13 protein-coding genes and 1 riboswitch are annotated in these 13,537 nt (G+C 65.8%); of the genes, 5 read left to right on the top strand and 8 right to left on the bottom strand.

The genetic code is table 11. The features are described 5' to 3' along the window. Positions 1-36 precede the first annotated feature (36 nt). From FW760_RS14915 to FW760_RS14900, 4 genes are all read right to left on the bottom strand, one after another. Positions 37-645, bottom strand: coding sequence for a YqiA/YcfP family alpha/beta fold hydrolase (locus FW760_RS14915; protein WP_043863559.1), 609 nt, complete (start codon positions 643-645; stop codon positions 37-39). Between the two features lie 147 nt (positions 646-792). After that, positions 793-1,608, bottom strand: coding sequence for a 3',5'-cyclic-AMP phosphodiesterase (gene cpdA / locus FW760_RS14910; RefSeq protein ID WP_043863560.1), 816 nt, complete (start codon positions 1,606-1,608; stop codon positions 793-795). Between the two features lie 85 nt (positions 1,609-1,693). After that, positions 1,694-2,146 carry a DUF1249 domain-containing protein gene (locus FW760_RS14905; RefSeq protein ID WP_043863561.1) on the bottom strand — a complete coding sequence of 151 codons (453 nt, stop codon included), beginning with the start codon at positions 2,144-2,146 and terminating at the stop codon, positions 1,694-1,696. Next, positions 2,137-2,754: an NUDIX domain-containing protein gene (locus FW760_RS14900; RefSeq protein WP_043863562.1), complete on the bottom strand. Its 618-nt coding sequence runs from the start codon at positions 2,752-2,754 to the stop codon at positions 2,137-2,139. Before FW760_RS14900 ends, FW760_RS14905 begins: the two co-directional genes overlap by 10 nt. 182 nt (positions 2,755-2,936) lie before the next feature. Between FW760_RS14900 and FW760_RS14895 the strand changes: the two genes are divergently transcribed. Continuing rightward, positions 2,937-3,683 (top strand): RsiV family protein, encoded by a 747-nt coding sequence (locus FW760_RS14895; protein WP_043863563.1) that lies wholly within the window; start codon positions 2,937-2,939, stop codon positions 3,681-3,683. On the opposite strand, the gene cytX is transcribed toward FW760_RS14895, so the two are convergent. Together cytX and thiC are read right to left on the bottom strand one after the other, a co-directional pair. Further along, positions 3,652-4,935 carry a putative hydroxymethylpyrimidine transporter CytX gene (cytX, locus tag FW760_RS14890; RefSeq protein ID WP_116052574.1) on the bottom strand — a complete coding sequence of 428 codons (1,284 nt, stop codon included), beginning with the start codon at positions 4,933-4,935 and terminating at the stop codon, positions 3,652-3,654. The two genes, FW760_RS14895 and cytX, sit on opposite strands and share 32 nt — an antisense overlap. A gap of 129 nt (positions 4,936-5,064) precedes the next feature. After that, positions 5,065-6,945: a phosphomethylpyrimidine synthase ThiC gene (gene thiC / locus FW760_RS14885; RefSeq protein WP_088514714.1), complete on the bottom strand. Its 1,881-nt coding sequence runs from the start codon at positions 6,943-6,945 to the stop codon at positions 5,065-5,067. A gap of 146 nt (positions 6,946-7,091) precedes the next feature. Next, positions 7,092-7,197: riboswitch (TPP riboswitch) on the bottom strand. Between the two features lie 142 nt (positions 7,198-7,339). Here thiC and FW760_RS14880 point away from each other — a divergent pair. Then, on the top strand, positions 7,340-8,770 hold the full coding sequence (locus tag FW760_RS14880) for a TolC family outer membrane protein (RefSeq protein WP_043863566.1): 1,431 nt from the start codon (positions 7,340-7,342) through the stop codon (positions 8,768-8,770). Between the two features lie 78 nt (positions 8,771-8,848). Here the strand turns inward: FW760_RS14880 and waaA are convergent, their stop codons facing one another. Together waaA and FW760_RS14870 are read right to left on the bottom strand one after the other, a co-directional pair. Then, entirely contained in the window at positions 8,849-10,123 is a 1,275-nt protein-coding gene (gene waaA / locus FW760_RS14875) for a lipid IV(A) 3-deoxy-D-manno-octulosonic acid transferase (RefSeq protein WP_116052572.1), read from the bottom strand. A gap of 14 nt (positions 10,124-10,137) precedes the next feature. After that, entirely contained in the window at positions 10,138-11,028 is an 891-nt protein-coding gene (locus FW760_RS14870; RefSeq protein WP_043863568.1) for a LysR family transcriptional regulator, read from the bottom strand. 85 nt (positions 11,029-11,113) lie between these two features. On the opposite strand from FW760_RS14870, the gene FW760_RS14865 reads away from it, so the two are divergent. The 3 genes from FW760_RS14865 (at position 11,114) to FW760_RS14855 (ending at position 13,499) form a co-directional block, all read left to right on the top strand. After that, on the top strand, positions 11,114-11,446 hold the full coding sequence (locus FW760_RS14865) for a DMT family transporter (RefSeq protein WP_043863569.1): 333 nt from the start codon (positions 11,114-11,116) through the stop codon (positions 11,444-11,446). Between the two features lie 68 nt (positions 11,447-11,514). Continuing rightward, a complete protein-coding gene (locus FW760_RS14860; RefSeq protein WP_078479863.1) occupies positions 11,515-12,690 on the top strand; it encodes an NAD(P)/FAD-dependent oxidoreductase in 1,176 nt (391 codons plus the stop codon). Then, positions 12,687-13,499, top strand: coding sequence for an aldo/keto reductase (locus FW760_RS14855; protein ID WP_116052569.1), 813 nt, complete (start codon positions 12,687-12,689; stop codon positions 13,497-13,499). The genes FW760_RS14860 and FW760_RS14855 overlap by 4 nt, the downstream gene beginning before the upstream one ends. Positions 13,500-13,537: the final 38 nt, after the last annotated feature.

Below are 13,537 nucleotides of genomic sequence, written 5' to 3'. Positions count from 1 at the left end.
GGGTTCTCGTCGTCAGTCGTAGGTGAAAATAATCAGTCAAAGTACAGAAAAATCGAACGCCTGGTACACCTGCGGTGCAATGCCGGCAAAGCTCAGCATGGCCGGCAGGTGCTGCGCGAAGCCCTGGAAGCTGTGGTCGCCACCGGCCTCGATGCGTAGCGCACAGGCCCGATAGAAGGCCTGGGCACGGCGGTAGTCCAGGGTTTCATCGCCCGTCTGCAGCCATACCTGAAAGCGCTCGGGGTCGCTCGGTGCGGGCACTTCCAGCTCGGCCAGGGCCTGCACGTGGTCCAGTGTCAGCTCCCAGGTTTCCCCGGTGTAGAAATTCTGCTGCGGGCCCAGGTAGCCGTCGAACAGCTGGTGCGGATTGACGGCCGGGTTGATCAGCAAGGCCTTGAGCCCGTGGCGCTGGGCCAGGTGGGTGGCATAGTAGCCCCCGAGCGAGCTGCCGACCAGCAATGGCGAACCCAGCTCGGCGATGGCACGTTCAAGCTGCGCCACGGCCTGGCGCGGATGGTTGTCCAGCAGGGGCACGCGCAGCTGCCCGGCCAGCCCCAGCTGCTGCATCACACTGCTCAGCTGACTGGCCTTGGTCGAACTGGGCGCACTGTTGAACCCGTGGATATAAAGAATCGAACCCGACATGATCGCCCCCGATGCCCATGCAACGCCCGTCGCAACGAGCACAAAAGACGCGCAGTTTAGCCTGTTCGAGAAGCCTTGAGCGGCAACTTTCAAACATCGGGTTACAACCGGGCGGTGATACTCGCGTTCACTTGCAGCTTGCAGCGCTCAGTACCCACTGCTGCCGTAATCGACGGTGAAGGCAAAGTCGGTCACGCGCGAGACCCCGGTCTCGAGCCTGCCGTCGTCATGCAGGCGCAGCCAGCGATACCCCGGGGCCTGGTCGCCCACCTTGAAGTCTTCACTGCCCGGCTCGAACTGAATGCAGGTGGACGGCGAGGCGAGCAGACGCACACCGTCACGCAGCTGGTCCCACTCCTGGTGGATATGCCCCCAGAGCAGCGCGCGCACCTGTGGATAACCCTTGAGCAGGTCGAACAGCGCATCGGCGTTACGCAGCCCGATGGGCGCCATCCAGGCGCAATCGATGGAAACCGGCTGGTGATGGAAGCAGATCAGGCAATGGCGCTGCGGTGCGGCCTCCAGGGCCTGCCTGAGCAGTTGCAGCTGATCGTCTGCCAGCAGCCCCGGCACCGAGCCGCACACGGCCGAGTTGAGCATGATCACCCGCCAGGCACCGGCATCCACCACCGGCTCGAGCAGCGAACTGCCGCGTGCCACCTGGGCCATGGGGAACGGCTCGTCGTGATTGCCGGCCAGCCAGCGGGCCGGGGCCGGGATCCTGCCGCTGAGGGCCAGAAACTGCAGATAGGATTCGACGCTGCCATCCTGCGACAGGTCGCCGGTGGCCAGCACCAGGTCGACCACCGGCTGTTCGTCGAGTACCCGCTCGACCACCCGGCGCAGGCTGTCGCGGGTGTTCATGCCCAGCAGCGTGCCTTCGGCTTCGGCGAACAGATGACTGTCGGAGAGCTGCACCAGCAGCACCGAGGCGTCACGGGAAGGGATGATCGAGTGCGGCAAGGCCGTCTCCTTGGGCGGATTCTGCACGATTATGGTGGGAATGCAGGCAACGGCAAACCCCGCGCCCACGACACCGGTCACATTTTCAGCGAACCGCTTCCAGTTCGTGGCCGCAGGCCAGGCAATGGCTCAGCCACTCGCCCAGGAACAGGTTGAGCTGGGCCTTTTCGTCCGGCTGGTGCATGGCCGCATTGGGGTATGGGTAGACACTGCGAAAGCGCCGCGCATGCTCGGCACTGACCACCTCGGCCATGCGCGCGTCGTGGTACACCTGCACCTCCAGTTGCGGCACCGGCAGCCACGGCAGGCTGTGCTCCTGGCGCACGCGCAGGGTGGTGGTGTAAGGGCAGGCCAGCACCACGTCAAGCACCAGCACGCCGAGCATCTGGTCACCCTGGGTCATGCCGATGCGGCGCGAGCTCTGGGTGGTGCGCATGTCGGGCAACAGTCGCATCAGGCGCGCATAGTTGGCCTCGCAGGCAGCCTGCAAGCCGACCAGATCGACCCGGTAGCGCTCGCGCAACAGATTCACGACCACAGCCCCCTGACTTCATCACGGTTCAACGCCAGCCATTGCAGGGCAATGATGCTCGCGGCATTGGCAATGCGCCCATCGCGCACGGCCTGCAACGCATCCTCGAACGCCCAGGCCTTCACGCGAATGTCTTCGCCCTCTTCTTCCAGCCCGTGCAGGCCGCCCGCGCCGTCGCTGTGGCAACGCCCCAGGTACAGGTGCACGAATTCATCGCTGCCGCCGGGCGACGGAAAGTACTTGGTCATCGGCCACAGCGCACTGAATGTCAGCCCAGCTTCCTCCTGCGCCTCGCGGTGCGCAACCTCCTCGGGCTGTTCGTCCTTGTCGATCAGACCGGCGACCAGTTCCACCAGCCAGGGGTTGTCGACCTTGCCCATGGCGCCGACGCGAAACTGCTCGATCAGCACCACTTCGTCACGCTGCGGATCATAGGGCAGCACGCACACTGCGTCGTGGCGCACGAACAGCTCACGGCTGATCTCGCGGCCCATGCCGCCGGCAAACAGCTCGTGGCGCAGGTGCAGCCGGTCGAGCCGGTAAAAGCCCTTGAAGCAGTTTTCGCGCCGCACGATCTGTACGTCGGTCGGCATGGCCTTTGGCTTGTCTGTCATGGATACCTCGTTACCCCATTACCACGTCGCGCCATCCTAACCTGCACACTGCGCGGTTTCACCCCTTTAAAACAATCGTGCGGGCTGCGAGGATAGGCGCAGCCTTTCTTGTCAGCTTAGTGGCGAACCGACGGCATTGCCGACGGTCCAAGCCCGATTACCGTTGCACTACAAGGATCATCATGTCACTTGCGAAGTTAGCCTGCGTGACCGCCCTGGCCTTGACCCTGGGCGCCTGCCAGAGCCTGTTCCAGCCCAACATGCGCGTGCCGCTCGAGGTCAAGCGCGACAGGTGGGAGCACATCAAGCCGGGCTGCACCGCAGCCGACTGCCCGCTGGTGAACATCGACACGGTGCACTTCCCCACCAACCCCAAGCTCGATGCGATCGTCGAGCGCAGCCTGCTCAAGCTCACCAGCGATGGCGAGGGCGCACCGTTGCCGGCCTCGCTCAAGTCCTACGAGGACAGCTACCTGCAATCGGCCCAGAGCCGCAACAGCAGCTACCTGCAGGCCAAGGTACGCGAGCAGCATGACGGCTTGGTGATCATCGAGTTGTCCAGCTACCTGGACACCGGCGGCGCGCACGGCATGCCGGGGCGCGGCTTCATCAACTATTCGCGCCAGCAGGACAAGGTGCTGACCCTGCAGGACATGCTGGTGCCGGGCCAGGAGGCGACCTTCTGGAAGACCGTCGAAGAGGCCCACAAGGGCTGGCTGATCAGCACCGGCATGGACAAGGACGCCGAGTTCGTGAAGAACTGGCCATTCCAGAAGTCACCGCACGTCGCCCTGACCTACGGCGCGGTGGTGGTGAAGTACGAGGTGTATGCCATCGCCCCGTACTCCATGGGCCACATCGAGCTCAAGATTCCCTACCCGCGCCTGAACGGCGTGATCAGGCCCGAGCTGTTTCCCGGCCGCGGTTGAAGCCCAGCAACAGATGCAGCGCCCCTGCCAGCAGCAAGGCTGGCAGGGTGGCGCCAACGTCCGCGGCGTAATGCGCCAGCACATGGTAGGTCGCCACGCCACAGGCCCACGCCACCAGCGCCCCGTAGTGCAGGCCGTCGACCACACCCGGCAGGCGACGCCGGCGCAGCACGTAGTGGTCGCTCAGCACCACACCGAACAGCGGCGCGAACACCGAGCCGATCAGCAGCAGGAAGTTCTCGTACTGGCCCAGCGGCGCGAAGCAGGCGATCAGGGTGCACACCACGCCGATCACCAGTGCCAGGTGCTCGACCTTCACGCCTGACAGCAGGCTGCTGGACACCGCCGCCGAGTGGATGTCGGCAAAGGCCTTTTCCGACTCGTCGAGCAGCACCAGCAACAGCGGGATGCCAAAGCCTGCGCCGGCCAGCGCCAGCAGCAGGGTGCTGGCTTCGCCATCGGTGGCGAAGGCCAGGATGTAGGCCACGCCCAGGCTCATCATCCACAGGTTGCCGATGAAGTAGCCCAGTGCGGTACCCACGAACACCTGCGCCGAATGCCTGCCGAAGCGCGAGTAGTCGGCAATCAGCGGCAGCCACGACAGCGGCATGGCGATGGCGATGTCAAAGCCCACCCCCAGCGACATCGAGCCATCCCCGGCGCGGGCCCACAGGGCAGCCAGGTCGGCCTTGGCGAACAGGTTCCAGGTCAGCCACAGGCAGGCGCCCAGCAGCAGCCAGATGCCCCATTTGCGCAAAATGCGGCGCACGAAGGTCAGCGGGCCGGCCACCGCCAGCGCGGTGGCCAGGGCGCCGAAGCACAGTGCCCACAGCAGCGGGCTGACCCACAGGCTGTCGGCGCCGAAGGCCCGCGCACCGAGCAGGCTGGCGGCGTCGCGCATCACGATGATTTCGAACGCGCCCCAGCCAACCAGTTGCAGCAGGTTGAGAATGGCCGGCAGCGCCACGCCGTGGCGGCCCAGGCTCAGGCGCAGGGTGCCCATGGCCGACAGGCCGGTGTCGCTGCCGATGACGCCGGCGGCGGCCAGCAGCAGAACGCCGACCAGCGTGCCGAGGGTGATGGCCAGCAACGCGCCGGGCAGGCCCAGGCCGGGGCCGAGCAAGGCGCCGGTCTGCAGCACCATCAGGCCGATGCCGAGGGAGAACCACAGGGAGAACAGGTCCCGCGCGCCGAAGACGCGCTGGCTGTCGGGAATGGGGGAATCGGGGGAGTAGTGGCTGGGTGTGCTCACGATGAAGACTCGGCAGGAAATGTGGGTTGGATGGAAGGCCCTTTCGCGGGTCAAGCCCGCTCCCACGGGGTATCGCTGATCTCTAGGGCAGCGGCATACCTGTGGGAGCGAGCTTGACCCGCGATGCTTTCAGACCTTCTGGTACAACTGGCTGCCTTCCTGGCGGAACCGCTCGGCCTGCTCGCGCATGCCCTCTTCTACCGCCACCTCGACCGGCTGGTTGGCGGCGTATTCACGCACTTCCTGGGTGATCTTCATCGAGCAGAACTTCGGCCCGCACATCGAGCAGAAGTGCGCGACCTTGGCCGAATCCTTGGGCAGGGTCTCGTCGTGGAACGAGCGTGCGGTGTCCGGGTCCAGGCCCAGGTTGAACTGGTCTTCCCAGCGGAACTCGAACCGCGCCTTGCTCAAAGCGTTGTCGCGGATCTGCGCGCCCGGGTGCCCCTTGGCCAGGTCCGCCGCGTGCGCGGCGATCTTGTAGGTGATGATGCCGGTCTTGACGTCGTCCTTGTTCGGCAGCCCCAGGTGCTCCTTGGGCGTCACGTAGCAGAGCATCGCGCAACCGAACCAGCCGATCATCGCCGCACCGATGCCCGAGGTGATGTGGTCGTACCCCGGCGCGATGTCGGTGGTCAGCGGGCCCAGGGTGTAGAACGGCGCCTCGTCGCAGCACTCGAGCTGCTTGTCCATGTTCTCCTTGATCAACTGCATCGGCACGTGGCCGGGGCCTTCGATCATGCACTGCACGTCATGCTTCCAGGCGATCTTGGTCAGCTCGCCCAGGGTCTCCAGCTCGCCGAACTGCGCCGCGTCGTTGGCGTCGGCGATCGAGCCCGGGCGCAGGCCGTCGCCCAGCGAAAAGCTGACGTCGTAGGCCTTCATGATTTCGCAGATTTCGTCGAAATGGGTGTAGAGGAAGTTTTCCTTGTGATGCGCCAGGCACCACTTGGCCATGATCGAGCCGCCGCGGCTGACGATGCCGGTCACGCGCTTGGCGGTCAGCGGCACGTAGCGCAGCAGCACGCCGGCATGGATGGTGAAGTAGTCCACGCCCTGCTCGGCCTGTTCGATCAGCGTGTCGCGAAACAGCTCCCAGGTCAGATCCTCGGCCACGCCGTTGACCTTCTCCAGTGCCTGGTAGATCGGCACCGTACCGATCGGCACCGGCGAGTTGCGGATGATCCACTCGCGGGTTTCATGGATGTGCTTGCCGGTGGACAGGTCCATTACCGTGTCCGAGCCCCAGCGGATGCCCCAGGTCAGCTTGGCCACTTCTTCCTCGATGGAGGAGCCCAGCGCGCTGTTGCCGATGTTGCCGTTGACCTTCACCAGGAAATTGCGGCCGATGATCATCGGCTCCAGCTCCACATGGTTGATGTTGGCCGGAATGATCGCGCGGCCGCGAGCGACTTCCTCGCGTACGAATTCGGCGGTGATCTCCTTGGGGATGCTTGCGCCGAAGCTGTGCCCGGCGTGCTGCTGGTCGAGCAGGCCGGCGGCGCGGGCCTCCTGCAGCTTCATGTTCTCGCGGATGGCCACGTACTCCATCTCGGCGGTGATGATGCCCTGGCGCGCGTAGTGCATCTGGCTGACGTTGACGCCGGCCTTGGCCCGGCGCGGGTTGCGCACGTGGGCAAAGCGCAGCTTGGTCAGTTCCACGTCGTTCAGGCGCATCTGGCCGAAACTGGAGGACAGCCCGGCCAGGCGCTCGGTGTCGCCACGCGCGTCGATCCAGGCCGAGCGCACATCGCCCAGGCCCTTGCGCACGTCGATCTGCACGGTGGGGTCGGTGTAGGGGCCGGAGGTGTCGTACACCAGCACCGGCGCGTTGGCTTCGCCGCCGAAATCGGTGGGGGTGTCGTCCAGGCTGATTTCGCGCATCGGCACCTGGATATCGGGGCGCGAGCCCTGCACGTAGATCTTGCGCGAACGGGTGAACGGCTGCACGGACTGCTCGTCGACCTTGGCCGATTCACTCAGGTGCGCGGGGTATTTTTGTTTTTGGCTCATCACAGGCTCTCCAGACGGGTTGGCAGTCGGAGTGAACCTGAAAGGCACGGGCGCACCAGGGCTGGTGCTGTGCCGAAAACGGAAGATGCCACACCAGCCAAAAAGCTGAAATGACAATCCCGCAGCCGACACAAGAGGGCTCGCGGGAGACGAGCAATCTTGTTCCCTACGCAGGCGCTAACCTGATCAGGTTCAACGGGATCCGGAATTATCCGATCTCAGCCTCAACGCAAGGCACCCCGACAAGAACGCGCCCAGCATAGACCGGTGCGACGCGAAACGCCAACAGTCCAAGCACAAGCATGATAAAAGGCGCAAATAGCGGATTGTTGCAAAATGCCTGCGCAACTACACTCATCGGTTCAGAAATACTCAACCGTTCAAGGACTGCCCTATGCTGCGCAAACTTTCACTGGCCCTCGCCGTGTCGTGTGCTACCAACGGAATGGCCTGGGCAGCAGAACCGCCCCTGTCGGTACGCACCGATCTGGTCAGCGTGTATCAGGAAGCGGTGAACAACAACGCCGACCTGGCCGCTGCCCGCGCCGACTACGGCGCCCGCAAGGAAGTGGTGCCCCAGGCCCGTGCCGGCCTGCTGCCCAACCTCTCGGCCGGCGCCGAGATGATGAACAGCCGTACGAAGATCGACCACCCCTCGATCACCGCCAACCGCAGCGGCAACTCCTGGCAGGCCACCCTGGCCCAGCCGATCTTCCGCGCCGACCGCTGGTTCCAGTTGCAGGCAGCCGAAGCGGTGAACGAACAGGCGGCGCTGGAGCTGTCGGCCACCGAACAGAACCTGATTCTGCAAAGTGCCGAGAACTACTTCGCCGTGCTGCGCGCCCAGGACACCCTGGCCTCGACCAAGGCCGAAGAAGCCGCGTTCAAGCGCCAGCTCGACCAGAGCAACGAGCGCTTCGACGTGGGCCTGTCGGACAAGACCGACGTGCTGCAGTCCCAGGCCAGCTACGACACCGCACGCGCCAACCGCATCGTCGCGCAGCGCCAGGTGGACGACGCCTTCGAGGCACTGGTGACCCTGACCAACCGCGACTACAACTCGGTGCAGGGCATCGTGCACACCCTGCCGGTGCAGGTACCCACGCCCAATGACGCCAAGGCCTGGGTAGAAACCGCCGCAAAGCAGAACCTGAACCTGCAGGCCACCAACTACGCGGTCAACGCGGCCGAGGAAACCCTGCGCCAGCGCAAGGCCGGGCACGCGCCGACGGTGGACGCGGTGGCGCGCTACCAGAAGGGTGACAACGACAGCCTGGGCTTCAGCAACCCCAACCTGACGGGCCAGAACTACCGCGGCGACGTGGAGCAGACCAGCATCGGCCTGCAGCTGAACATCCCGATCTACAGTGGCGGGCTGACCAGCTCGCAGGTGCGCGAGGCGTACCAGCGCCTGAGCCAGAGCGAACAGCAGCGCGAGAGCCTGCGTCGCCAGGTGGTGGAAAACACCCGCAACCTGCACCGCGCGGTGAACACCGACGTGGAGCAGGTGCAGGCGCGCAAGCAGTCGATCATTTCCAACCAGAGTGCGCTGGAAGCGACCGAAATCGGTTACCAGGTGGGTACGCGCAACATCGTCGACGTGCTGGATGCACAGCGCCAGCTGTACACCTCGGTGCGCGACTACAACAACACCCGGTATGACTACATCCTCGACAACCTGCGCCTGAAGCAGGCCGCCGGGACCTTGAGCCCGCAAGACCTGAATGACCTGGGTCGCTACCTCAAGCCCGACTACAACCCGGACAAGGACTTCCTGCCGCCGGACCTGGCCAAGGCGGCGCAAGCCAATTTCGAAAGGCCCTGAAACAGCTTCGCCGGCAAGGCCGGCTCCTACAGGTGTTGCGCACCCCGTGTAGGAGCCGGCCTTGCCGGCGAACAGGCCTCACGCCTTGAGCAGATTCCCCAGCCCATCCAGCAGGCGCTTCAACGCCCCCTGATTGGCCCGCATCACCCCGACCCCCGCCTCGCCCATCTTCAGTGCATCGCTGGGCAGCTCGATCAGGCGCCGCACCTCGGCCGCCAGCCCCTGGGCATCATCCACTTCGCACAACGCCCCCGCCTCGCGCAGCATCGCCGCGATCTCGAGAAAGTTGAACAGATGCGGCCCACTCAGCACTGGCCTGGCCAGTGCAGCCGGCTCCAGCAGATTGTGCCCGCCGTTGGGCACCAGGCTGCCGCCGACGAACGCGATGTCCGCCAGCGCATACAGAAACAGCAGCTCGCCCATGGTATCGCCCAGCAGTACCTGGCAATCCGCCATCACCGGCGCCCCGCCAGAGCGGCGCACCGTGGAAAACTGCGCTGCGCACAACCCATGCACCGCATTGAAGCGCTCCGGATGACGCGGTACCAGCATCAGCAGCGCGTCCGAATGGTGCGCCAGCAACTGCCGATGCGCTGCCAGGATCACCTCGTCCTCGCCCTCATGGGTGCTTGCGGCAATCCACACCGGCCGTTGCAGCGCCTGCCACTCTTCACGCAGTGCCCTGGCGCGCACCGGCAGCTGCGCATCGATGGTCAGGTCGAACTTGATCGAGCCGGTCACCTGCACGCACTCGGGCCGCGCACCGAGCTGGCGAAAACGCTCGGCCTCGGTTTCGGTCTGCACCGCGATCAGGCTCATCTCGGCCAGCATCGGCCGGGTCAACCCGGCAAAACGCGCATAGCCCCTGGCCGAACGCGCCGACAACCGCGCATTGGCCAGCGCCACCGGTATGCCACGTCGGGCGCACTGATGGATATGGTTGGGCCACAGCTCGGTCTCCATGATCACCGCCAGTTGCGGGCGTGCACGCTCCAGAAACCGCGCCGCCGCCCACGGCAGGTCGTACGGCAGGTAGCAGTGCTGGATGCGTGGCTCGTTTGCGAACAGCGCCTGGATGCGCTCGGAACCGGTGGGCGTCATGCAGGTGATGGTGATCGGCAACTGTGGATAACGTTGCAGCAGGGCACGCACCATCGGCGCGGCGGCGATGCTCTCGCCCACCGACACCGCATGCACCCAGATGCCCCCCGGCTGCAGGGGCGGCAGCTTCAGGCCGAAGCGCTCGGCGATGCGCCGGGCATAGGCCGGCGCCTTGCGCGAGCGCAGGTACAGGCGCAGCGCGACCAGCGGCAGGCCCAGGTGAAACAGCAGGGTATATAGGGTTCTGTTCATGGCGCCGAAGTGTACTAGCCAATGGCGCACAAATGCACTGCGAAGCGCTCGGCCAGCCAGCGCGCGGCCGGCCCCAGCGGCTCGTCGCGGCGCCACGCCAACTCCACCACCAGCGCCGGCGGGCGCCACTCGCTGGCAAGCTCCACCATCTGCTGCTGGTAGGCCGGGTACTGCACCACATGGCGCGGCAGCCAGGCCCAGCCCAGCCCGCGCATGAGCATCTCGGCCATCACGTAGAAGCTGTCGGCGCGCCAGATCTGCGGGCTGATCGGTTCGCCGCCAGGGTAGCCGCTCTGCTGGGGCGTGATCAGCAACTGACGGTGCTGCGCCAGCTGCTGGCGATTGACGCTGGCCAGTTGCGCCAGCGGGTGATGCACCGCGCACACGGTGACCATCTCCACGCTGCCCAGCGCCTGGCGCTCCAGCGCTGCAGGCATGTGCTCGTGGTGAAACATCAGGCCCAGGTCGGCACGGCGCTCCAGCAGCTTGCGCGCCACATCGCCCTGGGCCCCGCTGGCCACCTGGATTTCCAGCAGCGGGTACTGCACGGCCAGCTCGTCGAGGCTGTCGAGCACCGGCTGGAAGGGCATGGCCTCGTCCTGCGCCAGGCGCAGTTGCGCCTCCTGCCCGCGCATCAGCGCCTGCGCCCGGCCATCCAGGCGCTCGCACTGGCGCAGCAGCTCGCGTGCCTCCTCGAGCAACGCCTGGCCGGCATCGGTCAGGCGCGGCTGACGCCCGCTGCTACGCTCGAACAGCGTGACCCCAAGGTCGGCCTCGAACAACGCGATGGCGTTGCTGACCGCCGACTGGGCCTTGCGCTGCTCACGCGCCACCGCCGAGAACGAGCGCAGTTCGGCGACCCGCACGAAGGTGCGCAGCTGTTCGAGGTTCCATTGACCGTGCATGCCAGCCTATCTCCAGAATAGATAGGTAATGACTTTACCCCATTGCGCCATCCTCTAGAATGCGCGACCAGAACAGAGGACTACCATGAACGCCTATACCTACCTGGCCATCGCCATCTGCGCCGAAGTCATTGCCACCGCCTCGATGAAGGCGGTCAAGGGCCTGAGTACGCCGCTGCCCCTGCTTCTGATGGTGTGCGGCTACATCGTGGCGTTCTGGATGCTGACCCTGGTGGTTCGCAGCATTCCGGTAGGCATTGCCTACGCCATCTGGTCGGGCCTGGGCATCGTGCTGATCAGCATCGCGGCGCTGGTGATCTACGGGCAGAAACTGGATGTGCCGGCCATGCTCGGCATGGCCATGATCGTCGGCGGCGTGGTGGTGATCCAGGTGTTCTCCAAAACCACCGGGCATTGATGAGCGACAGGGTACGAAACCTCACAGGCTGTATACTGCGCTCCTGTCTTTGCTTGTGAGGTGCGTGCATGTCATCCGTTATTTCCACCGACGTGCTGATCGTCGGCGCAGGGGTCGCAGGCCTCTGGCTCAATGCCCGCCTGCGCCGCCTGGGCTACTCGACGGTGCTGGTGGAACGCGCCAGCCTCGGTGGCGAGCAGACCCTCAAGTCCCAGGGGATCATCCACGGCGGTGCCAAGTACGCCCTGCACGGTGCGCTCACCGGCGCCTCCGAGGCCATTGCCGACATGCCGCGGCGCTGGCGCGAGGCCCTGGCCGGCAACGGCGAACTGGACCTGAGCGGCGTGCGCCTGCTGTCCGAGGCGCACTACCTGTGGTCGCCCGGCACCCTGGCCGGCAATCTCACCAGCTTCTTCGCCAGCAAGGCGGTACGCGGCCGGGTCGACCAGGTCAAGGGCGACCAGTTGCCCCCTGCCCTGCAGGACCGTGCCTTCAAGGGCAAGGTGTACCGCCTGGCCGAACTGGTGGTGGACGTGCCGAGCCTGCTCGCGCGCCTGGCAGAGCTGGCCGGCGACAGCCTGCTGGCCGGTGAACATATCGAACCGCTGCATGAAGGTGACGAACTGGTCGGCTTGCGTGTCGATGGCCGCGATATCCGCGCCCAGCGCGTGGTGCTCAGCGCCGGTGCCGGCAATGCCGCGCTGCTGCAAAGCCTGGGCCTGAGCCAGCCGGCCATGCAGCGCCGACCGCTGCACATGGTCATGGCCAAGGGCCCGAGCCTCAAGCCGCTGTACGCCCACTGCCTGGGCGGTGGGCCCAAGCCGCGCATCACCGTGACCACCCACCCGGCCGCCGACGGCCAGTGGGTGTGGTACCTGGGCGGCGACCTGGCCGAAGCCGAGGGCGTTGCCCGCGAACCCGAAGCGCAGATCGCTGCCGCCCGCAAGGAGGTCGCGGGGCTGCTGCCCTGGGTCGACCTCAGCCAGGTGCAGTGGGCCACCGTGCGTGTCGACCGCGCTGAACCCGCGCAATCGGGCCTGGTGCGCCCCGACAACGCCTTCCTCGCCGACCAGCAGCGCCTGCTGGTGGGCTGGCCGACCAAGCTGGCCCTGGCACCGGACTTCGCTGACCGCGTGCTGAACAGCCTGGAACGTGACGATATCAAGCCAGGCAATCTGCCTGCCCTGCCGCCCCTGCCAAAACCGCCCCTGGCACAACCGGTATGGGAGCAACTGCTGCCATGAGCCTGCCGACCCTGCACCCCTATCACCGCCCGCTGGGCAGCACCGGCCTGAGCGTTTCCCCGCTGGGGCTGGGCACGGTCAAGCTGGGCCGCGACCAGGGCGTCAAATACCCCAACGGCTTCACCATCCCCGACGACGACGAGGCCCGCCTGCTGCTGCGCCAGGCCCGTGAGCTGGGCATCAACCTGATCGACACCGCACCGGCCTATGGCCGCAGCGAAGAGCGGCTGGGCCCATTGCTGCGCGGCCAGCGCCACGACTGGGTGATCGTCAGCAAGGTCGGCGAAGAGTTCGACGACGGCCACTCGCACTTCGACTTCAGCGCCGCCCACACGCGCCGCTCGGTGGAACGCAGCCTCCAACGCCTTGAAACAGATTGTATCGATCTTGTACTGGTGCATTCCGACGGCAACGATCTGCGCATTCTGCAGCAGGGAGCGGTGTACGAAACCCTGGCCCGACTCAAGCAGGAAGGCAAGATTCGCGGCTTCGGGCTGTCCGGCAAAACCGTCGAAGGGGGGCTGCAGGCCCTGCAAACAGGCGATTGCGCGATGGTTACCTACAACCTCGACGAGCAGGGCGAACGCCCGGTGCTGGACTATGCTGCCGAACACGGCAAGGCCATCCTGGTGAAAAAGGCCCTGGCCAGCGGTCATGCCTGCCTGGCCCCGGGCGTCGACCCGGTGCGGGCCAGCTTCGAGCTGCTGTTTGCCCACCCCGGGGTGAGCAGTGCTATTGTCGGCACCATCAATCCCGTGCACCTGGCCCACAACGTGGGCGTGGTCGCCAAGATCCTGAGCCAGCGCTGAGCCGCCGTCGCGGCCGACCCCAACGCAAGAAGGAGCCG

The sequence above is a fragment of the Pseudomonas sp. 1176_21 genome, assembly GCF_052850635.1.
The sequence above is the reverse complement of the archived record's forward strand: the minus strand, read 5'-3'. Positions and strand labels throughout refer to the sequence as shown.

What these genes read in the sequence shown, in the direction of transcription:
- waaA (WP_116052572.1), bottom strand. Translation starts at nt 10,123, where the DNA reads ATGAACAGAACCCTATATACCCTGCTGTTTCACCTGGGCCTGCCGCTG.
- FW760_RS14895 (WP_043863563.1), top strand. Translation starts at nt 2,937, where the DNA reads ATGTCACTTGCGAAGTTAGCCTGCGTGACCGCCCTGGCCTTGACCCTG.
- FW760_RS14855 (WP_116052569.1), top strand. Translation starts at nt 12,687, where the DNA reads ATGAGCCTGCCGACCCTGCACCCCTATCACCGCCCGCTGGGCAGCACC.
- FW760_RS14870 (WP_043863568.1), bottom strand. Translation starts at nt 11,028, where the DNA reads ATGCACGGTCAATGGAACCTCGAACAGCTGCGCACCTTCGTGCGGGTC.
- FW760_RS14915 (WP_043863559.1), bottom strand. Translation starts at nt 645, where the DNA reads ATGTCGGGTTCGATTCTTTATATCCACGGGTTCAACAGTGCGCCCAGT.
- FW760_RS14865 (WP_043863569.1), top strand. Translation starts at nt 11,114, where the DNA reads ATGAACGCCTATACCTACCTGGCCATCGCCATCTGCGCCGAAGTCATT.
- FW760_RS14880 (WP_043863566.1), top strand. Translation starts at nt 7,340, where the DNA reads ATGCTGCGCAAACTTTCACTGGCCCTCGCCGTGTCGTGTGCTACCAAC.
- FW760_RS14860 (WP_078479863.1), top strand. Translation starts at nt 11,515, where the DNA reads ATGTCATCCGTTATTTCCACCGACGTGCTGATCGTCGGCGCAGGGGTC.
- thiC (WP_088514714.1), bottom strand. Translation starts at nt 6,945, where the DNA reads ATGAGCCAAAAACAAAAATACCCCGCGCACCTGAGTGAATCGGCCAAG.
- FW760_RS14900 (WP_043863562.1), bottom strand. Translation starts at nt 2,754, where the DNA reads ATGACAGACAAGCCAAAGGCCATGCCGACCGACGTACAGATCGTGCGG.